This window comes from Streptomyces sp. CRN 30, assembly GCF_034105845.1.
This window is the reverse complement of record NZ_JAVRHI010000122.1, coordinates 18,626-38,755: the sequence shown is the minus strand read 5'-3', so window position 1 is coordinate 38,755 and position 20,130 is coordinate 18,626. Positions and strand designations below refer to the sequence as shown.

Genomic DNA, 20,130 nt, shown 5'->3' with positions numbered 1-20,130 from the left:
CCTTCGCCGACGAGGTCACGCGCGTCGCCCGGGAGGTCGGCACCGACGGCCGGCTCGGCGGACGCGCCCAGGTGCGGGGCGCCTCGGGCGTCTGGCGGGACCTGACGGACAACGTCAACTTCATGGCGGACAACCTCACCTCCCAGGTGCGCAACATCGCGCAGGTCGCCACGGCGGTGGCGCAGGGCGATCTGTCCCGGAAGATCGACGTGGACGCGCGCGGCGAGATCCTGGAGCTGAAGACCACCATCAACACGATGGTCGACACGCTGTCGTCGTTCTCGTCCGAGGTCACCCGCGTCGCCCGGGAGGTCGGCAGCGAGGGGCAGCTGGGCGGCCAGGCCCGGGTCGAGGGCGTGTACGGCACCTGGAAACGCCTGACGACGAACGTGAACGAGCTGGCGTCGAACCTGACCACCCAGGTCCGCGCGATCGCCGAGGTGGCCTCCGCGGTGGCGCAGGGCGACATGTCCCGCTCCATCACGGTGGAGACCCGCGGCGAGGTCGCGGAGCTGAAGGACAACATCAACCTGATGGTGGCCAACCTGCGCGAGACGACCCGTGCGAAGGACTGGCTGGAGTCGAACCTGGCCCGGCTGGCCGCGCTGATGCAGGGCCACCGGGACCTGATGGAGGTCGCCGACCTGATCCTGCGCGAGCTGACTCCGCTGGTGAACGCGCAGTACGGCGCGTTCTACCTGGCCGACCCCGACGAGGTCAGCGCCGCGCTCAAGACGGCCGTACCGACGAAGGGGCTCGCGTTCGTCGCCGGGTACGGGGCCGCGCAGGGCGCGACGGTGGAGACCGGGGCGCTGCCGGTGCACGGGCTCGTGGCGCAGGCGGCCAGGGAGAAGAAGCGCATCCTGGTGGAGGGAGCACCGCCCGACTACATCAAGATCAACAGCGGGCTCGGGGAGGCAGCCCCGACCACCATCGTCATCATCCCGATCCTCTTCGAGGACAAGCTCCTCGGTGTGGTGGAACTGGCCTCCTTCTCGCGCTTCTCCGACGTGCACCTGGCCTTCTTCGACCAGTTCGTGAACACCATCGGCGTCGCGATCAACACGATCATCGCCAACTCCCGCACCGAGTCGCTGCTCGGCGAGTCCCAGCGGCTGGCCATGCAGTTGCAGGAGCGCTCCGACGAACTGCAGAAGCAGCAGGCGGAGCTGCGGCGCTCCAACGCCGAACTGGGCGAGAAGGCCGCCCTGCTGGCCACCAGCTCCCAGTACAAGTCGGAGTTCCTGGCCAACATGTCGCACGAGCTGCGCACCCCGCTCAACTCCCTGCTGATCCTCGCGAGACTCCTGTCGGACAATCCCGACGGGCACCTGTCCGAGCAGGAGGTGCAGTTCGCGACGACGATCCACCGCTCGGGCTCCGACCTGCTCCAGCTGATCAACGACATCCTGGACCTGTCGAAGATCGAGGCCGGCCGGATGGACGTACGGCCCAAGCGGCTGCCGCTGATCAAGCTCCTCGACTACGTCCACGCCACCTTCCGCCCGCTCACCCTGGACCGGGGGCTCGCCTTCGAGGTCGCCGTCGGGGAGGAGGTGCCGCGGGAGATGCACTCGGACGAGCAGCGGCTCCAGCAGATCCTGCGCAACCTGCTCTCCAACGCGATCAAGTTCACCGCGGCCGGCAAGGTCGACCTGCGGGTGACCCGGGAGGCCGACCCCGACCTGCACCGCATCCGGGACGCCGGCGAGGTGATCGCCTTCTCCGTCTCCGACACCGGCATCGGCATCGCGCCGGAGAAACTCCCGGTGATCTTCGAGGCGTTCCAGCAGGCCGACGGCACCACCAACCGCAAGTACGGCGGCACCGGCCTCGGCCTGTCCATCAGCCGCGAGATAGCACGGCTCCTCGGCGGCCGTATCGTCGCCGAGAGCGAGCCGGGCCACGGCTCGACCTTCACGCTGTACGTCCCGGTCGTCAGCCCCGGGCACACCGCGACCGACTCCGACCCGGCGCCCGACGACCGCCCCGCGCTGCTGCCGTTGCACCAGTCCCCGGACGGCTCCCGGGCCGAGTTGCTCCCGGCCGGGCAGGAGCCGGAGGACACCTGGCCGGCGCCGACGAAGCTGGAGGCGTGGACGTCGGGCCGGGCCGGGCAGGTGCTGGCCGGGCGGCGGGTACTGATCGTCGACGACGACATCCGCAACGTCTTCGCCCTCACCCACGTACTGGGCCGGGTCGGCATGCCCGTCCTCTACGCGGAGAACGGCCGCGAGGGAATAGAGACCCTGGACCGCCACCCGGACGTCGCGCTGGTGCTGATGGACATCATGATGCCGGAGATGGACGGGTACGAGACCATCTCCGCCATCCGCCGCACCCCGCGCTGGGCGGCGCTGCCGATCGTCGCGCTCACCGCCAAGGCGATGCCCGGCGACCGGGAGAAGTCCATCGCGCGCGGCGCGAACGACTACGTCCCCAAGCCGGTCGACGTCGACCAACTGCTCACCGTCGTCTGCGCCCTCCTGGACCCCGAGGACATCGACGGCGCACTTCCGACAGAACCGAATGGGGCACACTCACCATGAGCGCCGAGGCAACGACAGACGAGCGCGCCGGAATCCTCCTCGTCGACGACATGGAGGACAACCTGATCGCACTGGAAGCCGTGCTGGGGTCTCTCAACGAACCGCTGGTCCGGGCGCGCTCCGGCGAGGAGGCGATGAAGGCGCTGCTGCGCCGCCGGTTCGCCCTGATCCTGCTGGACGTCCGGATGCCGGGCATGGACGGTTTCGAGACGGCCGCGAACATCAAACGGCTCGACCAGACCAAGGACGTACCGATCATCTTCCTGACCGGTACGGAGGACGACTCCGGGTTCGCGTTCCGCGGGTACGCCACCGGCGCCGCCGACTATCTCGCCAAGCCCTTCGACCCCTGGGTGCTGCGCGCGAAGGTCACCGTCTTCCTGGACCTGCACCGGAAGAACCGCCAGCTGGAGCGGATGCTCGCCCGCGAGCGCACCGGCCACGAGGCGATCCTGTCCCAGCTCGCCGAGCTGGAGTCCCGCCTGGACGACGACACACCCCCCGACATCCCGTCCCTCCGCCGCCTGACCAGGCAACTACGCCACCTAATAACACACACCCCACACCGCTGAACGCTGAGCGCTGAGCGGGACTTGAAGGGGAATGGGGGCTCGGGGGCCGGGCGGCTCGGGCGGCTGACGGCTCGGGCGGCTGGGCGGCTCGGGCGGCTGGCGGCTCGGGGGCCTGGGGAACTTGGGCGGCTGGGGGCGCGGGCACCTGGGTCCAGGGCGGCCTGCGGGGCTGAGGGCTCAGGGGCCAGCGGGGCTAGGGGCCTGGGGGCTCGGAGGGCTGGGGGTTGGGGACTGGGTGGCCTGAGGGCCTAGAGGCCCGCAGGGCTGGGGACTGGGTGGCCTGAGGACCTAGAGGCCCCCAGGGTTGGGGACTGGGTGGCCTGGAGGCCCGGGGCTCAGGGGCTCGTAGGGCTGGGAACCTGAGGGCTTGCGAGGCCTGCGGAACTTGACGGCTGCAGAGCTTGGGGCCTGGGCGACTGGGGGCTCGGGGGGCCTGGAGGGCTCGGGGGGGGCTGAGGGGGGGTGTGGCCCTGATGGGGGCGCTCCTCGGAAGACGCGCCCCAGGAGCCGCGCCCCTCAGGGGCGCGGGGAACTGCGCGACCAGCCCCCGCGACGCCGCACCCGACAACACCCCCGGCACCAACAACGGCGCTGCCCCCTGCCCACGGCACCGACGCCGGCACCGGCACCGCAGCCAGACCAACCCCAGAAGCCGCGAGGCTAAACCTCCCGCACCCCCGCGTACATCTCCTCAATAAGCCCCTTGTACTCCCGCTCCACAACAGGCCGCTTCAACTTCAGACTCGGCGTGATCTCACCGTGCTCCACATCGAGATCGCGCGGCAGCAACCGGAACTTCTTGATCGTCTGCCACCGCTGCAACCCCTCGTTCAGCTGCCGCACGTACCCGTCGACCATCTCGACCGTCGCGGCCGCCGCGACGACCTCCGCGTAGGACCTGCCCTCCAGCCCGTTCTCCTTGGCCCACTCCAGGATCGCCGCCTCGTCGAGGGCGATCAGCGCGGTGCAGAAGTTCCGGTCGGCCCCGTGCACGAGGATGTTGGAGACGTACGGGCACACCGCCTTGAACCGGCCCTCGACCTCGGCCGGCGCGATGTACTTGCCGCCGGACGTCTTGATCAGGTCCTTCTTGCGGTCGGTGATGCGGAGATAGCCGTCGGGCGACAGCTCGCCGATGTCCCCGGTGTGGAACCAGCCGTCCGGCTCCAGCACCTCGGCGGTCTTCTCGGGCAGCTTGTGGTAGCCCTGCATGATGCCGGGTCCCCGCAGCAGGATCTCGCCGTCGTCGGCGATGCGCACCTCGGTGCCGGGCAGCGGCTTGCCGACCGTGCCGGTGCGGTACGCCTCCCCGGGGTTCACGAAGGACGCCGCGGAGGACTCGGTGAGCCCGTACCCCTCCAGGATGTGGATGCCGGCGCCGGAGAAGAAGTAGCCGATGTCGGGCGCGAGGGCGGCGCTGCCGGAGACACAGGCGCGCAGGTTGCCGCCGAACGCCTCGCGGATCTTGGCGAAGACGAGGGCGTCGGCGGTGCGGTGCTTGGCACGCAGCCCGAAGGGCGCGCTCGCGGTGCCGGTGCGGCGGAAGTTGTCCTGGGTGACCTTGGCGTACTCGCGGGCGACCTCGGCGGCCCACTGGAAGATCTTGTACTTGGCGGCGCCGCCCGCTCGGGCCTTGGCCGCGACGCCGTTGTAGACCTTCTCGAAGATCCTCGGGACGGCCGCCATGTAGGTCGGCTGCACGACCGGCAGATTCTCGATGATCTTGTCGACGCGGCCGTCGACGGCGGTGACGTGCCCGACCTCGATCTGTCCGGAGGTCAGCACCTTGCCGAAGACGTGCGCCAGCGGCAGCCAGAGGTACTGCACGTCGTCCCCGTTGACCAGCCCCGTCGCTGCGATCGCCTTCGCCATGTACGACCAGCAGTCGTGCGGCAGACGCACCCCCTTGGGGCGGCCCGTGGTGCCGGAGGTGTAGATGAGGGTGGCGAGCTGGTCCTTGGTGAGCGCGCCGACCTTCTCGGTGATCAGGTCGGGGTCCTTCTCCAGCCGGGCCGCGCCCCGGCGCTCCAGCTCGTCGAGGGTGAGGATCCAGTCCTCGCCGGTGTCGGCGCCCGTCGCGTCGATCACCACGACGTGGGTGAGGTCCGGCAGCTCGGCGCGGCTCTCCCTGGCCTTGGCGAGCTGCGCGGCGTCCTCCGCGATCAGCACCCGGCTCTCGGAGTCGGAGAGGATGTACGCCGATTCCTCGGCGTTGGTCTGCGGATAGACCGTGGTCGTCGCGGCGCCGGCGCACATGATGCCGAGGTCGGCGATGATCCATTCCAGCCGCGTGGAGGAGGCCAGCGCCACCCGCTGCTCAGGCTCCACGCCCAGCTCGATCAGACCGGCGGCGATCGCGTAGACCCGCTCGGCGGCCTGCGCCCAGGTCAGCGACTTCCAGTCGTCCGGCCCCTCGCCCGACGACGGCGGTACGGGGTAGCGGTAGGCCTCGGCGTCCGGCGTGGCCGCCACGCGCTCCAGGAAGAGGCCCGCCACGGACGGCGGACGGTTCTCGATCAGGGTCTGTGTGTCGCTCACGACATCCTCCGGGCCCGCGACGGTGCGGTGGTTTCACTGGCGAGGCGTTGTTTAACTCACGAGTAACTATCGAGCAGAGGATCAGAGTAAAGCCCGACCGGCCGGTACGTAAGGGTCAATGGCCTGTCACTTCCCCCGAACGGAGACGCCCCGGGTACGCGAAGGCCCGCCGCGCTTTCGCACGACGGGCCCCATGTGTCCGGTTGGGCGGTTACTTCTTGCCCTTGCCCGACCCCGCGCTGTCATCACTGGAGAGGACGGCGATGAAGGCTTCCTGGGGAACCTCCACGGAACCCACCATCTTCATCCGCTTCTTGCCTTCCTTCTGCTTCTCCAGCAGCTTCCGCTTGCGGGAGATGTCACCGCCGTAGCACTTGGCGAGGACGTCCTTGCGGATGGCGCGGATGGTCTCGCGGGCGATGACACGGGAGCCGATGGCCGCCTGGATCGGCACCTCGAACGCCTGCCTGGGGATCAGCTCGCGCAGCTTGGCGACGAGCCGCACACCGTACGCGTACGCCGCGTCCTTGTGCGTGATCGCCGAAAAGGCGTCCACCTTGTCGCCGTGCAGCAGGATGTCCACCTTGACCAGGGACGACGTCTGCTCACCGGTGGGCTCGTAGTCGAGCGAGGCGTAGCCGCGCGTCTTGGACTTCAGCTGGTCGAAGAAGTCGAAGACGATCTCGGCGAGGGGGAGGGTGTAGCGGATCTCCACCCGGTCCTCGGAGAGGTAGTCCATGCCGAGCAGGGTGCCGCGCCGGGTCTGGCACAGCTCCATGATCGAACCGATGAACTCGGTCGGCGCGAGGATCGTGGCCCGCACGACCGGCTCGTACACCTCGTTGATCTTGCCTTCGGGGAATTCGCTCGGGTTGGTGACGGTGTGCTCGACCCCGTCCTCCATGACCACCCGGTAGACCACGTTGGGCGCGGTGGCGATCAGGTCGAGCCCGAACTCGCGCTCCAGCCGCTCCCGGATCACATCCAGGTGGAGCAGGCCGAGGAAGCCGACGCGGAAGCCGAAGCCGAGGGCGGCGGAGGTCTCCGGCTCGTAGACCAGCGCGGCGTCGTTGAGCTGGAGCTTGTCCAGGGCCTCGCGCAGCTCCGGGTAGTCGGACCCGTCCAGCGGGTACAGCCCGGAGAAGACCATCGGCTTCGGGTCCTTGTACCCGCCGAGTGCCTCCTCCGCGCCCTTGTGCTGGCTGGTGACGGTGTCACCGACCTTGGACTGGCGGACGTCCTTCACGCCGGTGATCAGGTAACCCACCTCACCGACGCCGAGACCGTCGGCGGAGAGCATCTCCGGCGAGTTGGTGCCGATCTCCAGCAGCTCGTGGGTGGCGCCGGTGGACATCATCCGGATGCGCTCACGCTTGTTGAGCTGGCCGTCGATGACACGGACGTACGTCACGACACCACGGTAGGAGTCGTAGACCGAGTCGAAGATCATCGCGCGGGCGGGGGCGTCGGCGACACCCACCGGAGCCGGGATGCGCTCGACGACCCGGTCAAGCAGCGCCTCTACGCCGAGACCGGTCTTCGCGGAGACCTTCAGCACGTCCGACGGGTCGCAGCCGATGAGATTGGCCAGCTCGTCGGCGAACTTCTCGGGCTGCGCGGCCGGCAGGTCGATCTTGTTCAGTACGGGGATGATCGTGAGGTCGTTCTCCATCGCCAGGTACAGGTTGGCGAGGGTCTGGGCCTCGATGCCCTGGGCGGCGTCGACGAGGAGGACGGTCCCCTCGCACGCGGCCAGCGACCGCGAGACCTCATAGGTGAAGTCGACGTGTCCCGGGGTGTCGATCATGTTGAGGATGTGCGCCGTGCCCTGGTCGGGACCCTCGGTCGGGGCCCACGGCAGACGCACCGCCTGGGACTTGATCGTGATGCCGCGCTCGCGCTCGATGTCCATGCGGTCGAGGTACTGGGCGCGCATCTGCCGCTGTTCGACCACACCGGTCAGCTGGAGCATCCGGTCGGCGAGCGTGGACTTGCCGTGGTCGATGTGCGCGATGATGCAGAAGTTGCGGATCAGAGCCGGGTCGGTTCGGCTCGGCTCGGGCACATGGCTGGGGATCGCGGGCACGCAGGGTCCTGATTCTTGAGGCGTCCGCAGTGTCTGCGGTCTCGGGTCGGATCTATACGTAGCTTCCATCGTCCCATGCGCGCGGGCACCGGACGGGACGAGGAGGGGTTCGAGAGCGGGTTTGGGACCCCGTACGGGCCGCTGGTAGTGTGGGTGGCTGTGTCTCTTGCCCTCTCAGCGTGAGACACGTCCTCTGGAAATCATCGGCACGGGACCCTCGCGGCCCCGCGCCAGAACCTGAAAAGGCTCATTCGTGGCGAACATCAAGTCCCAGATCAAGCGGATCAAGACCAACGAGAAGGCCCGGCTGCGCAACAAGGCCGTCAAGTCTTCCCTGAAGACCGCGATCCGCAAGGCCCGCGAGGCCGCTGCCGCGGGTGACGTCGAGAAGGCCACCGAGTACCAGCGCGTCGCCGCGCGTCAGCTCGACAAGGCCGTCTCCAAGGGCGTCATCCACAAGAACCAGGCTGCCAACAAGAAGTCGGCGCTGGCGCAGAAGGTCGCGTCCGTCCAGGGCTGAACCCCTTCCTGATCTGACCGCCGGAAGGACCCAGAGCGGGCCCTCTCTCATCCGCTCCCGACCGGCACCCCGGACCCACACGCGGCCTGCGTTCGCCACGCGGGTGTGGGTTCACCTCAAGCGTGCTGCCGAGGCCCCGTCCTTCTTGAGACGGGGCCTCGGCTTTTTCCGATGTCCGACGCGGAAGCTTCAGCTGTGGCGTCCTCGGGAGCGGGCGGCCCCCGCGATGATGACGACCGCCTTCTCCAGCGCGTACTCGGGATCGTCGCCGCCGCCCTTGACGCCCGCGTCGGCCTCGGCCACCGCGCGCAGCGCCACGGCCACCCCGTCGGGCGTCCAGCCACGCATCTGCTGCCGCACCCGGTCGATCTTCCAGGGCGGCATGCCCAGCTCCCGGGCGAGGTCGGCGGGTCGTCCCCCGCGCGCCGAGGACAGCTTGCCGATCGCCCGCACACCCTGCGCGAGAGCACTGGTGATCAGCACCGGCGCCACACCGGTCGCCAGCGACCACCGCAACGCCTCCAGCGCCTCCGCGGCCCGGCCCTCCACGGCCCGGTCGGCGACCGTGAAGCTGGAGGCCTCGGCCCGGCCCGTGTAGTACCGCCCGACGACCGCCTCGTCGATCGTCCCCTCCACGTCCGCCACCAGCTGGGACACCGCTGAGGCCAGCTCCCGCAGGTCGCTGCCGATGGCGTCGACCAGCACCTGGCACGCCTCGGACGTCGCCGACCGCCCCGCCGTACGGAACTCACCGCGCACGAAGGCCAGCCGGTCCGCCGGCTTCGTCATCTTCGGGCACGCCACCTCCCGCGCCCCGGCCTTGCGCGCGGCGTCCAGCAGCCCCTTGCCCTTGGCACCGCCCGCGTGCAGCAGCACGAGGGTGATCTCCTCGGCGGGCGAGCCGAGATACGCCTTCACGTCCTTGACCGTGTCGGCGGACAGGTCCTGCGCATTGCGTACGACCACGACTTTGCGCTCCGCGAAGAGCGACGGACTGGTCAGCTCGGCGAGCGTGCCGGGCTGCAACTGGTCCGGGGTGAGGTCGCGTACGTCCGTGTCGGCGTCGGCGGCCCTGGCGGCGGCCACCACCTCCTGCACGGCACGGTCGAGCAGAAGGTCCTCCTGGCCCACGGCGAGTGTCACCGGGGCGAGAGGGTCGTCGTTCGCAGTCTTCCTGGCCATCGCGACAAGCATCGCACGGGCCACTGACAACACGTCCGGGGCGGCGAGTGCGCCAGGCACTAGGGCTCCTCGCGCCAGCCCTCCCACTCGGCCGCGAACTCGTCCAGCTCGCCGGCGTCCAGACGCCCCTCCTCGTCCCGCAGGACGACCAGCCACTGGGCGTCCTCGGCGTCGTCCTCCCCGGCCAGCGCGTCCCGGACGAGCCGCGGCTCCTCGCTGACGCCGAACCGCTCCCCGAGCGCCTCCGCCACCTCCTCCGCGGCGTCACGGTCGGGCAGCACCAGGACATGTCTCACGTCGCTCACGTGGGCCATTGTCCGACAGCCGGCCGCACTGGCCGCACCAGCCGCCGGCTCAGCCCTTCTGGACGATCTGCACGTCGAGGTCGATGGTGATGCTCGGCCCGACCACGGCGATGCCGCGCGCCAGCATGGTCTGCCAGCTCACCGTGAAGTCGTCGCGGTGCAGTTCCGTGGTGGCCCGGCAGGCCGCCCGCACCTCGCCCTCCATGCCGTTGCCGAGCCCGAGGTACTCCGCGTCCAGCGTGACCGTCCGCGTCACCCCGTGCAGCGACAGCCCGCCGGTGACCGCCCACCGGTTGCCGCCCCGGTGGGCGAACCGGTCGCTGTAGAACTCCAGCGTCGGATACCTCGCCGCGTCCAGGAAATCCGCCGACCGCAAGTGATCGTCGCGCATCCGCACATTGGTGTCGATGGACGCCGCGTCGATCACGACGTGCATCGCCGACTGCTCCATGTCCTCACCGATCCGCACCGCCCCGGCGAAGGAGTTGAACCGGCCGTGGATCCGCGCCAGCCCGATGTGCCGCGCGGTGAACCCGATCGAGGAGTGTGCCGGCTCGATCTCCCAGTCACCGGCCACGGGCAGCTCGGGCGGCGCTGCGACCTGGAGCGTCACGTCACCGAGGGAGGAGAGCGAGTCCTCGACCACCGTCACGGCCGCCCGGTACGGGGTGAACCCCTCCGCCGACACCGCCAGCCGGTACTCCCCGGCCGGCACCGCCACGACGAACGAACCGTAAGGATCCGTCCCGCCGCCGACGACCTTGCGCCCCATGCTGTCGCTCACCGTCAGCTCGGCGTGCGCCACCGGCTCGCCGACCGGGTCCAGCACCCGGCAGCTCAGCACCCCGGCGCTCTGCGGAACCTGCACCGCGGCCAGGGGCCCCGTCCGCTGCACCCGCTTCGTACGGCTTCCCAACAAGCGGCCGATCATCTTCGACACCCTCTGCACGACGCGAACCATCCGAACCATCCGTTACCGAAGATGCATTCGATCACCGTTGAGGCTTTCCAGGCAACACGGGACTACATCACAGCAATCCGGCCTATGTGACTGCACTGCGGCCGAGTGGCCCCGGTGTAGCCCGAATTGAAGACTCAGGTACGGGTTTCGCACGGGATCCGCATAGCCGGGGCACAGCGGGACGGTGACGCGGGTCGCATGGCCTTTCCTCGTTTCCTTGTTTCCTTCTTCAGCCCCCTGTCACCGTCGTCCTGAGGTTCTCCCCCGTGCCCATGACCGCCAGGGCGCCGTCGCGGTCCGTGCGGAGGACCGTGGCTCCCTGGGCGCGCAGTGCCGCGAGGGTGACGGGGGCGGGGTGGCCGTACGTGTTGTCCTCGCCTGCCGAGATCAACGCCACCCTCGGGGCCGTCCGGCGCAGGAGACCGAAGTCCTGGTGGGCCGAGCCGTGGTGTGCCACTTTGACCACGTCCACCCCTTCGAGCGCCGGAGCCACCTCCGACCCGGCCAACGCCCGCTGGGCCGGCGGTTCGAGGTCCCCGAGCAGGAGCAGCCGCAGCCCCGCGGCATCGACCAGCAGGGCCACACTGGCGTCGTTCGGTCCCTCGAAACCCGGCACCCGGCCCGGCACCGTACTCGCCGGAGGCCACACCGTCTCCCACTCCAGCGCGCCGGTCCGCCGCCGCTCCCCGGCCACGGCATGCCGCACCGTGATCCGCCGTGCCGCCGCCTGTCCGCGCACGGAGTCCGCCTGATCCGCCGGCTCCTCCAGACCGGTCGTCTCGATCGCGCCCACCGAACGTCCCCGCAGCACTCCGGGCAGACCCGCCACATGGTCGGCGTGGAAGTGTGTCAGCAGCACGAGCGGGACACGGGTGACCCCCAACGACCGCAGACAGTGGTCCACGAGGCCGGGATCAGGACCGGCGTCCACCACCACGCCCGCCCCGGGGCCCGCCGCGAGGACCATCGCGTCCCCCTGCCCGACATCGCACATCACCAGCCGCCAGCCCGGCGGCGGCCAGCCCGTGACCGTCCTGGTCAACGGCGCCGGCCGGATCACCGCCACGACCAGCGCCACCGCGCACAGCCCGCACCACCAGGGATGCCGCAGCAACCTCCGCACCGCGAACAGCGCACCCACCGTGAGCAGCGCCAGCAGGGCCGCTCCCGTCCAGCTCCCGGGCCAGTCCACTCCCGCGCCGGGCAGCGCCGCCCCGGTCCTGGCGACCTCCGCGAGCCACCCGGCCGGCCAGCCCGCACACCGGGCCAGCACCTCGGCGACGGGCATCGCGAGCGGCGCGGTCACCAGCGCCCCGAAGCCAAGCACCGTGGCCGGTGCCACGGCGAACTCGGCCAGCAGATTGCACGGCACCCCCACCAGGCTCACCCGCGCCGACAGAACGGTCACGACCGGTCCGCACACCGCCTGTGCGGCGCCCGCGGCGGCCAGCGCCTCGGCGAGCCGGGGCGGCATCCCGCGGCCGCGGAGCGAGGCACTCCAGCGCGGTGCCAGCGTGAGCAGGGCGCCGGTGGCCAGCACCGAGAGCAGGAAGCCGTAGCTCCGGGCGAGCCAGGGGTCGTAGAGGACGAGCAGCAGGACCGCCGTGGCAAGGGTCGGGATCAGGGATCTGCGGCGACCGGTGGCCAGGGCGAGCAGCGCGACGCCCCCGCACGCCGCGGCCCGCAGCACGCTCGGATCGGGTCCGCAGACCACCGTGAACCCCAGGGCCAGCCCCGCGCCGAGCAGTGCGGTCGTCCGCAGCGGGATGCCCAATCGGGGTGCCAGTCCCCGGCGTTCGCTGTACCGCGCGAGGCCGGGCGGCCCCAGCAGCAGGGCGAGCAGGATGGTGAAGTTGGCGCCGCTCACGGCGAGGGTGTGGGTGAGGTCGGTCTCCTTGAACGCCTCGTCCAGGTCGGGGGTGATCCGCGCGGTGTCGCCCACGACCAGACCCGGCAGCAGCGCCCGTGCGTCCGGCGACAGGTCGTCGGTGGCCGTCCGCAGGCCGGCGCGCAGTCGTCCCGCGAGACGCTGTGTGGTCGACGGTCCGGCCACGACGTCCGGTGGCTCAGCGCCCCGTATCCGCAGGACGGCTGCGATCCGGTCACCGCCCGTCGCCGCGGGTGCCGCACTCGCGACGACCCGCACACGGGTGGTCGGCAGCAGATCCAGCCAGGGCGAGTCCCCGGCCGCCTTCCTCGTCGGGGCACCCTCCGGGGCGGCGAGGTCGACGATCAGCCGTACCGGCGTCCGCGTCCGCGTTCCGTCCGTCCCCGTCTCGTCCGTCCCAGTCTCGTCCGTCTCCGTCCCCGTCTCGTCCGTCCCTGTCTCGTCCGTCCCGGTCTTGTCCGTCGCCGTCCCGGCCCTCGTTGTCCCGTCAGCCTCCGTCCCGTCAACCTCCGTTCTGTCCTTCCGGTCCACGCGGCGCAGTTCGGCGTCGATCAGTACGGCAGGCGGTGCCTCTCTGTCGCCCTGGACCCGGGGCCGGGTCAGCTTCGGGACGGACGTGACCTCCGCTTCGGCGGTCACGGTGGCGTACCGCCGGGCCAGCTCCGGCACCGGGCCCCGGCGGAGATCGGCTCCGTGCAGCCCTGCCGAGGCGGCGGCCGCGGCGATGCAGAGCAACAGGGCCGCGAGCGCGGGTCGGTGTCGGCCTCGTACGTCGGGCCGCCGAGGTTCGTCCCCCGGTTCGCCCCGGCGTCCGCGGCGCCACAGCAGCAGACCTCCCGCGATCGCCGCGCAGCCGGCCACCACACTCACGACCCGGCCGGACGGCACGTCCGGCATCAGTGCCGCCGTGGCCCAGGCGGCGAGTGCGGGTGGCACCAGGCGCAGGTCGGCCGGGCCCTCCTGCCGGGGGCGCGCGGCACCGAGCCGCTTCCCGGAGGCTGCGTGGACAGCGGCTCTGGGCCGCTCCTGCGCCGGGCGCGTGGCAGAGCGGCCGTCCGGCAGGGCCGGGCCGGGGCGGCGCGTCATGGCCGTACCAGGTCGCGCAGGTCGGCGAAGCGGCGCTCACCGATCCCGTTGACCTCGCGCAACTCGTCCACCGAGCGGAAGCCGCCGCGTTCGGTCCGGTAGGTGATGATGTGTCCGGCCAGTACGGGGCCGACGCCCGGCAGTGTGTCGAGCTGTTCGACGGTGGCGGCGTTGAGAGAGATCGGTGTGCCGGGCATCCCACCCGGTACCGCGCCGGCCGCACTGCCCACACCGGCCGTCCCGGCCGCCGGACCGCCCGTGCCCGCGGGCGGTACCCCCTCCCCCACCACCACCTGCTCACCGTCCACCAGGAAGCGCGCCCGGTTGAGCCCGTCCACGTCCGTGCCGGGCCGCACTCCCCCGGCCGCGCGCAGGGCGTCCGTCACCCGGGAGCCGGCCGGCAGGCTGTGGACTCCGGGATCGCGGACCTTGCCGCTGACGTCCACGACGATCTCGGCGCCCGCGGTGGCTCCGGGTGCGGTGGGTGGTGCGCCGGTGGGCCCCGTCGCTCCCGCTCCCGCCCCCACCGCTCCCGCCGCCGTGCCGCTCCGGTCGTCGTACGGCGTCTCCGCCGCCCGCACCAGGTCGGGCGCGCTCACCGGCTGGGGCCGTCCGGTCCAGAAGTGCTGCGCCGCGAGGCCGGCGGCGGCCAGGAGCACGACGGTCAGCGCCAGCACACTGCGGCGTTCCAGTCCGCACCTCGACTGCCACCACACCGGCATCCGCTCCCGCAGCGCCAGCCGGACACGCTCCCGGCGGGAACCCGCCTCAGCTGTCTCAGCCAACTCCGTCGACCCGTTCGACCCAATCGGCCCAATCGGCCCAATCGACCCATTCGGCTCAGCCAGCTCAACCGACTCGCCGGAGTTGCCGGAGTCGCTGTGGATGCCGGGGAGCCCTAGGTCAGCGGCTTCCGGGACATCCCCCGTACCGCCCGCTACATCGCGCGCGGCATCGCCCGCTACATCGCGCGCGGCATCGCCCGCGACACCGCTGATCGGTGGTGCCTTCCCCTGGGCCCGTTCGCCGAACAACACCTCGGCCCGCCTGCGGAGTTCCTCCCCCGAGGCGCGCCTGCCGTGGTGCCGCACTCGGCCGCGTGCCTGCGGGGGACGGCGGTGGCGGAACCGGCCGTCGGAGGCGGGAGGACGGCCCGGACCACTGGTCGGAGCCACTGTGCGAGGACGTGATCGAAGTGCCATGCGACGAGGATCGGGCAGACCGGCGCCCTCGCGATGATCAAGGTGTGTTTCTGTGGACGGACACCCGGCTGTGGATAACTCCGTCACTCACACGAGTGCCCACGCCACGGGCCTCGACGTGCCGCCCTACGGCGTTTCGACCCTCACCTCGGCGACACCACAACCCCCAGCAATCCAGGCCCGGTGTGCGCCCCGATCACCGCCCCCACCTCGCTCACGTGCAGGTCCGCCAGGCCCGGTACCCGAGTCCGGAGCCGGTCGGCCAAGGCGCCGGCGCGGTCGTGTGCGGCGAGGTGGTGGACGGCGATGTCGACCTCCGCACCGCCCGCCCGGTCGGCGGCGATCTCCTCAAGGCGGGCGATGGCCCGGGAGGCGGTGCGGACCTTCTCCAGCGGCTCGATCCGGCCACCGTCCAGCCGCAGCAGCGGCTTCACCGCCAGCGCCGAGCCGAACAGGGCCTGGGCGGCACCGATCCGGCCGCCCCGGCGCAGGTAGTCGAGGGTGTCGACGTAGAAGTAGGCGGACGTGCCCGCGGCTCGTTTCTCCGCCGCCGTGACGGCCTCGTCGGCCGTTCCGCCGTGCTCCGCCGCCTCGGCCGCGGAGACCGCGCAGAAGCCCAGGGCCATGGCGATCATGCCGGTGTCCACGACCCGTACCGGGACGGGTGCCTCGCGCGCGGCGAGGACCGCCGCGTCGTAGGTGCCCGACAGTTCGGCGGAGAGGTGGAGGGAGACCACGCCCGTGGCGCCGTTCTCGGCGGCCTTGCGGTAGGTCTCGGCGAACAGCTCCGGGGCGGGGCGGGACGTCGTCACCGGGCGGCGTTTCTGCAGTGCCTGGGCGAGCGAGCGGGTGGAGATCTCGGTGCCCTCTTCCAGCGCCCGGTCTCCGAGGACCACGGTCAGGGGCACCGCGGTGATGCCGTGGCGCTCCATCGTCCGGGGCGGCAGGTAGGCCGTTGAATCGGTGACGATCGCGACATGGCGGGACATGAGCTGGAGGTTACCTGGCGTAGCGCGCGGACGGCAGCCCGGCCCTGTCACCTGCCCGAAGGGGGCCGGATCAGGTCGTGCTCTCCGGACGGGCCTTCTTCTGCCACGGGTAGACCGGGCGCGGCGCGGTCGGGTTGATGGCCGGCCTCGGCACTCCGGACCACCCCTTCCCCGTCTCCGCGCGCTCCCCGTCGCCGCCCGCAGCCTTTTCGGTCCGTTCCGACCACTCAGGCCGCTCCGACCGCTCAGGCCGGTCGGGTCGGTCGGGTCGGTCGGACCGCTCGGGCTGGTCGACTCGCGTCCAGTGCCGCAGGGCGCCCGCCTCGACGTCGATCTGCGCGCTCAGCGTGTCCAGGTCCTCGTCGGCGAAGCGGCGGGCCCGGTCACGGGCGGCCCAGCGCAGGGAGTCGGCGGCCTGGACGACGCGCTCGGTGCGCTCCCGCAGGGCGGGCAGGCTCCCGGTGAGGGCGGCGCGGTCGGGCTCGGACTCCAGGCGCCGCAGCTCGCCGTCGAGTTCGTGGCCGTGGGCGCTGAGCCGCTCGAAGAGGGCCAGGGACTCCTTGAGGGACTCGTCGTCGGCCACGCCCGCGTGCAGCGCGTCCTGCGTGGCCCGCATGGACGTGCGCAGCGCCAGCCGCAGCCGCGCGACCTCACCGGCCGTGCCGGGCTGGGCGAGGGACCTGGCGCGCAGGGTGTGGTCCTCGACCGTGCGGCGGGCCTGGGTGAGGGTGCGGTCCACGCCGCGCCGGGCCGCACCGACGGCCTTCACCGTGGCGTAGGCGCCGAGGACCACCATGAGCACGAAGAGCAGGGCGATTACGGTGATCACTGCTTCCACGGTGCTCCTCCTGTGCCCTGGGGCGCCTGGCAGCGCGCGCCGCGCCACTCTTCCACCGTAAACGCAGCGGGCAGGTTCGGGGTTCCAGCTGGAACCCCGAACCTGCCCGTAGGGGATCACCCCTACCGCATACCTACCGCGTGCCTACCGCTCGCCCACCGCTCACCCACCGGGCAGAGAGGGTCACGCCGGCACGATGTTCACCAGCTTCGGCGCCCGCACGATCACCTTGCGCACCCCGGCGCCGCCCAGAGCCGCGACGACCTTCTCGTCGGCCAGCGCCACCTTCTCCAGCTCCGCGTCGGAGATGGACGGGGCGACCTCCAGCCGCGCCTTGACCTTGCCCTTGATCTGGACGACGCAGGTGACGGTCTCGTCGACGACGTAGGCCGGGTCGGCGACCGGGAAGTTCCGGTGGACGACGGAGTCGGTGTGGCCCAGCTTGCGCCACAGTTCCTCGGCGACGTGCGGGGCCAGCGGCGCGGCCATCAGCACCAGGGCCTCGGCGACCGGGCGGGCGACGGGACCGCCGGCCTTGGTCAGGTGGTTGTTCAGCTCGGTGACCTTGGCGATGGCGGTGTTGAAGCGCATGCCCTCCAGGTCGCCGCGGACCCCGTCGATCGCCTTGTGCAGCGCTCGCAGCGTCGCCTCGTCCGGCTGGTCGTCGGTGACCGTCACCTCGCCGGTGGCCTCGTCGACGACGTTGCGCCACAGCCGCTGCAGCAGCCGGAACTGGCCCACCACCGCGCGCGTGTCCCACGGCCGGGAGACGTCCAGCGGGCCCATCGCCATCTCGTACAGGCGCAGGGTGTCGGCGCCGTACTCGGCGCAGATCTCGTCGGGGGTGACGGCGTTCTTCAGGGACTTGCCCATCTTGCCCAGCAGCCGGGAGACCTCCTCGCCCTGGTAGAAGTAGGCGCCGTCGCGCTCCTCGACCTCGGTCGCGGGGACGGCGATACGGCGCGCGTCGCGGTAGACGTAGGCCTGGATCATGCCCTGGTTGAACAGCTTGTGGAACGGCTCGGCCGAGGAGATGTGCCCCAGGTCGAACAGAACCTTGGACCAGAAGCGCGCGTACAGCAGGTGCAGCACGGCGTGCTCGGCGCCGCCGACGTACAGGTCGACGCCGCCGTGCGGCCGGCCCTCGCGCGGGCCCATCCAGTAGCGCTCGATCTCCGGGTCGACCAGCTTCTCGCTGTTGTGCGGGTCCAGGTAGCGCAGCTCGTACCAGCAGGAACCGGCCCAGTTGGGCATGGTGTTGGTCTCGCGGCGGTACCTGCGCGGTCCGCGGCCGTCGCCCAGGTCCAGGGTGACGTGAACCCAGTCCTCGTTCCGGGACAGCGGCGTCTCGGGCCGGGTGTCGGCGTCGTCCGGGTCGAAGGTGCGCGGGGAGTAGTCCTCGACCTCGGGCAGCTCCAGCGGCAGCATCGACTCGGGCAGGGCGTGGGCGATGCCGTCCTCGTCGTAGACGATGGGGAAGGGCTCGCCCCAGTAGCGCTGGCGGCTGAACAGCCAGTCGCGCAGACGGAAGTTGACGGTGCCCTCGCCGATGCCGCGGCCGGTCAGCCACTCGGTGATGCGCGCCTTGGCGTCCACCACGCCCAGCCCGTCCAGGGAGATGTCCGCACCCGAGGAGTTGACGATCTTCGCGTCGTACGAGGCGAAGGCGTCGTCCCAGGTGGACGGGTCGGTGCCGCGGTCGTCGGACGGCTCGACGACGCAGCGCATCGGCAGCTCGAAGGCGCGGGCGAAGGCGAAGTCACGCGTGTCGTGCGCGGGGACGGCCATGATCGCGCCGGTGCCGTAGCCCATCAGGACGTAGTCGGCGATGAAGACGGGGATCTTCTCGCCGTTGACGGGGTTCACGGCGAACACGCCGGTGAAGACGCCCGTCTTGTCCTTGGCCTCGGCCTGGCGCTCGACGTCGGACTTGGACGCGGCCTGCGCGCGGTAGGCGGCGACGGCCTCGGCGGGGGTGGCGTGGCCGCCGGTCCACACCTCGTGCGTGCCCTCGGGCCAGGCGTCCGGGGTGAACTTCTCGACCAGCGGGTGCTCGGGCGCCAGCACCATGTACGTCGCGCCGAACAGGGTGTCCTGCCGGGTGGTGAAGACGGTGATGTGCTCGCCGTCGACGGGGAAGTCGACGCGGGCGCCCTCGGAGCGGCCGATCCAGTTGCGCTGCTGCAGCTTGATGGCCTCGGGCCAGTCCAGCTCCTCCAGGTCGTCCAGCAGCCGGTCGGCGTAAGCGGTGATCCGCATGTTCCACTGGCGCAGCTTGGACTTGAAGACGGGGAAGTTGCCGCGCTCGGAGCGGCCGTCGGCGGTGACCTCCTCGTTGGCCAGCACGGTGCCCAGGCCGGGGCACCAGTTGACGGGCGCGTCGGAGGCGTAGGCCAGGCGGTACTCGCCCAGGACGTCGGCGCGCTCGGTCTCGCTCAGCGCGGCCCAGGTACGGCCGCCGGGGACGGCGCGCTCACCGGACTCGAAGGCGGCGACCAGCTCGGCGATCGGCCGGGCCCGCTGCGCGTCGGCGTCGTACCAGGAGTTGAAGATCTGCAGGAAGATCCACTGGGTCCACTTGTAGTACTCCGGGTCGATCGTGGCGAACGACCGGCGCTTGTCGTGGCCCAGGCCCAGCCGGCGCAGCTGGGCCTTCATGTTCTCCATGTTGGCCTCGGTCGACACGCGCGGGTGCGTGCCGGTCTGCACCGCGTACTGCTCGGCGGGCAGGCCGAAGGCGTCGAAGCCCAGGGTGTGCAGGACGTTGTGGCCGGTCATCCGCTGGAAGCGGGCGAAGACGTCGGTGGCGATGTAGCCCAGGGGGTGGCCGACGTGCAGGCCCGAACCCGACGGGTAGGGGAACATGTCCATGATGAACTTCTCGGGCCGGGCGACCACGGCCGGGTCGCCCGCCAGGTCACCGGTGGGGTTGGGGGCGGCGTAGGTGCCCTCGGCGTCCCAGAAGTCCTGCCAGCGTGCCTCGATCTCGGCCGCCAGGGCGGCCGTGTAGCGGTGCGGTGCCGCCGCCTCGGCGGGGGCGGCGGGGTTCGTCTCGCTCATGATTCTCAAAGCTCCATCGATCGTCTTCGCCTGCGGCCGCGACTTTCATCTGCCGCTCTGACACGGGACAGAAATGAAAAATCCCCTCGCACAGGAGGGGACGCCGCGCCGATGCCGACCGTCCGGAGCGCCGGAGGTCGGTACTGATCAGCGCGGCTCGCTAAGCAGAAGGCGTACGGCACGCATGGCGTCAGGGTACAGCAGTCACCGATCGAGCCGTCACTCTTACCCGTATCGACTGAACGTCAGTCAAGGTTTACTTCGCGTAACGGCCGCTAAGGGACATCACAACGAGCGCATAGTCATTTGGTAACGACGCAATAACCAAAACCTCGTACCCACGGGTATGGCGCC

13 protein-coding genes are annotated in these 20,130 nt (G+C 71.1%); 3 read left to right on the top strand and 10 right to left on the bottom strand.

Features of this window, described 5'->3' with window-relative positions:
* The coding region (locus UW392_RS11775) for an ATP-binding protein (protein ID WP_320774876.1) at positions 1-2,549 on the top strand (2,549 nt) is incomplete at its 5' end.
* The gene (locus UW392_RS11770) at positions 2,546-3,121 is read left to right on the top strand and encodes a two-component system response regulator (RefSeq protein WP_320774875.1); all 576 of its coding nucleotides are present in this window, start codon (positions 2,546-2,548) and stop codon (positions 3,119-3,121) included. The genes UW392_RS11775 and UW392_RS11770, both read left to right, overlap by 4 nt.
* Positions 3,122-3,781: 660 nt before the next feature.
* Here the strand turns inward: UW392_RS11770 and UW392_RS11765 are convergent.
* Together UW392_RS11765 and lepA are read right to left on the bottom strand one after the other, a co-directional pair.
* Positions 3,782-5,659 (bottom strand): AMP-dependent synthetase/ligase, encoded by a 1,878-nt coding sequence (locus UW392_RS11765; protein ID WP_320774874.1) that lies wholly within the window; start codon positions 5,657-5,659, stop codon positions 3,782-3,784.
* 211 nt (positions 5,660-5,870) lie between these two features.
* Positions 5,871-7,745, bottom strand: a complete 1,875-nt coding sequence (gene lepA, locus UW392_RS11760; protein ID WP_320774873.1) for a translation elongation factor 4 — start codon at positions 7,743-7,745, stop codon at positions 5,871-5,873.
* A gap of 253 nt (positions 7,746-7,998) precedes the next feature.
* Between lepA and rpsT the strand changes: the two genes are divergently transcribed.
* Complete coding sequence (rpsT, locus tag UW392_RS11755) at positions 7,999-8,265, top strand: 30S ribosomal protein S20 (protein ID WP_320774872.1); 267 nt, start codon at positions 7,999-8,001, stop codon at positions 8,263-8,265.
* A gap of 189 nt (positions 8,266-8,454) precedes the next feature.
* Here the strand turns inward: rpsT and holA are convergent, their stop codons facing one another.
* From holA to leuS, 8 genes are all read right to left on the bottom strand, one after another.
* Complete coding sequence (gene holA / locus UW392_RS11750) at positions 8,455-9,447, bottom strand: DNA polymerase III subunit delta (RefSeq protein WP_320774871.1); 993 nt, start codon at positions 9,445-9,447, stop codon at positions 8,455-8,457.
* 59 nt (positions 9,448-9,506) lie between these two features.
* A complete protein-coding gene (locus tag UW392_RS11745; protein ID WP_320774870.1) occupies positions 9,507-9,752 on the bottom strand; it encodes a hypothetical protein in 246 nt (81 codons plus the stop codon).
* A gap of 49 nt (positions 9,753-9,801) precedes the next feature.
* Positions 9,802-10,683, bottom strand: coding sequence for a YceI family protein (locus tag UW392_RS11740; RefSeq protein ID WP_320774878.1), 882 nt, complete (start codon positions 10,681-10,683; stop codon positions 9,802-9,804).
* Positions 10,684-10,942: 259 nt separating this feature from the next.
* Complete coding sequence (locus tag UW392_RS11735; protein WP_320774869.1) at positions 10,943-13,687, bottom strand: ComEC/Rec2 family competence protein; 2,745 nt, start codon at positions 13,685-13,687, stop codon at positions 10,943-10,945.
* The gene (locus UW392_RS11730) at positions 13,684-14,889 is read right to left on the bottom strand and encodes a ComEA family DNA-binding protein (protein ID WP_320774868.1); all 1,206 of its coding nucleotides are present in this window, start codon (positions 14,887-14,889) and stop codon (positions 13,684-13,686) included. Before UW392_RS11730 ends, UW392_RS11735 begins: the two co-directional genes overlap by 4 nt.
* A gap of 143 nt (positions 14,890-15,032) precedes the next feature.
* Entirely contained in the window at positions 15,033-15,878 is an 846-nt protein-coding gene (locus UW392_RS11725) for a DegV family protein (RefSeq protein WP_320774867.1), read from the bottom strand.
* A 70-nt stretch (positions 15,879-15,948) separates the two neighbouring features.
* Complete coding sequence (locus tag UW392_RS11720; RefSeq protein ID WP_320774866.1) at positions 15,949-16,716, bottom strand: hypothetical protein; 768 nt, start codon at positions 16,714-16,716, stop codon at positions 15,949-15,951.
* A 183-nt stretch (positions 16,717-16,899) separates the two neighbouring features.
* Positions 16,900-19,776, bottom strand: coding sequence for a leucine--tRNA ligase (gene leuS / locus UW392_RS11715; RefSeq protein WP_320774865.1), 2,877 nt, complete (start codon positions 19,774-19,776; stop codon positions 16,900-16,902).
* Between the last annotated feature and the right edge of the window lie 354 nt (positions 19,777-20,130).

Bases quoted from the DNA above. Each gene is read 5' to 3' on its own strand.
- UW392_RS11770 (WP_320774875.1), top strand. From the start codon at position 2,546: ATGAGCGCCGAGGCAACGACAGACGAGCGCGCCGGAATCCTCCTCGTC.
- holA (WP_320774871.1), bottom strand. From the start codon at position 9,447: ATGGCCAGGAAGACTGCGAACGACGACCCTCTCGCCCCGGTGACACTC.
- UW392_RS11740 (WP_320774878.1), bottom strand. From the start codon at position 10,683: ATGATCGGCCGCTTGTTGGGAAGCCGTACGAAGCGGGTGCAGCGGACG.
- UW392_RS11735 (WP_320774869.1), bottom strand. From the start codon at position 13,687: ATGACGCGCCGCCCCGGCCCGGCCCTGCCGGACGGCCGCTCTGCCACG.
- UW392_RS11730 (WP_320774868.1), bottom strand. From the start codon at position 14,889: ATGGCACTTCGATCACGTCCTCGCACAGTGGCTCCGACCAGTGGTCCG.
- UW392_RS11725 (WP_320774867.1), bottom strand. From the start codon at position 15,878: ATGTCCCGCCATGTCGCGATCGTCACCGATTCAACGGCCTACCTGCCG.
- leuS (WP_320774865.1), bottom strand. From the start codon at position 19,776: ATGAGCGAGACGAACCCCGCCGCCCCCGCCGAGGCGGCGGCACCGCAC.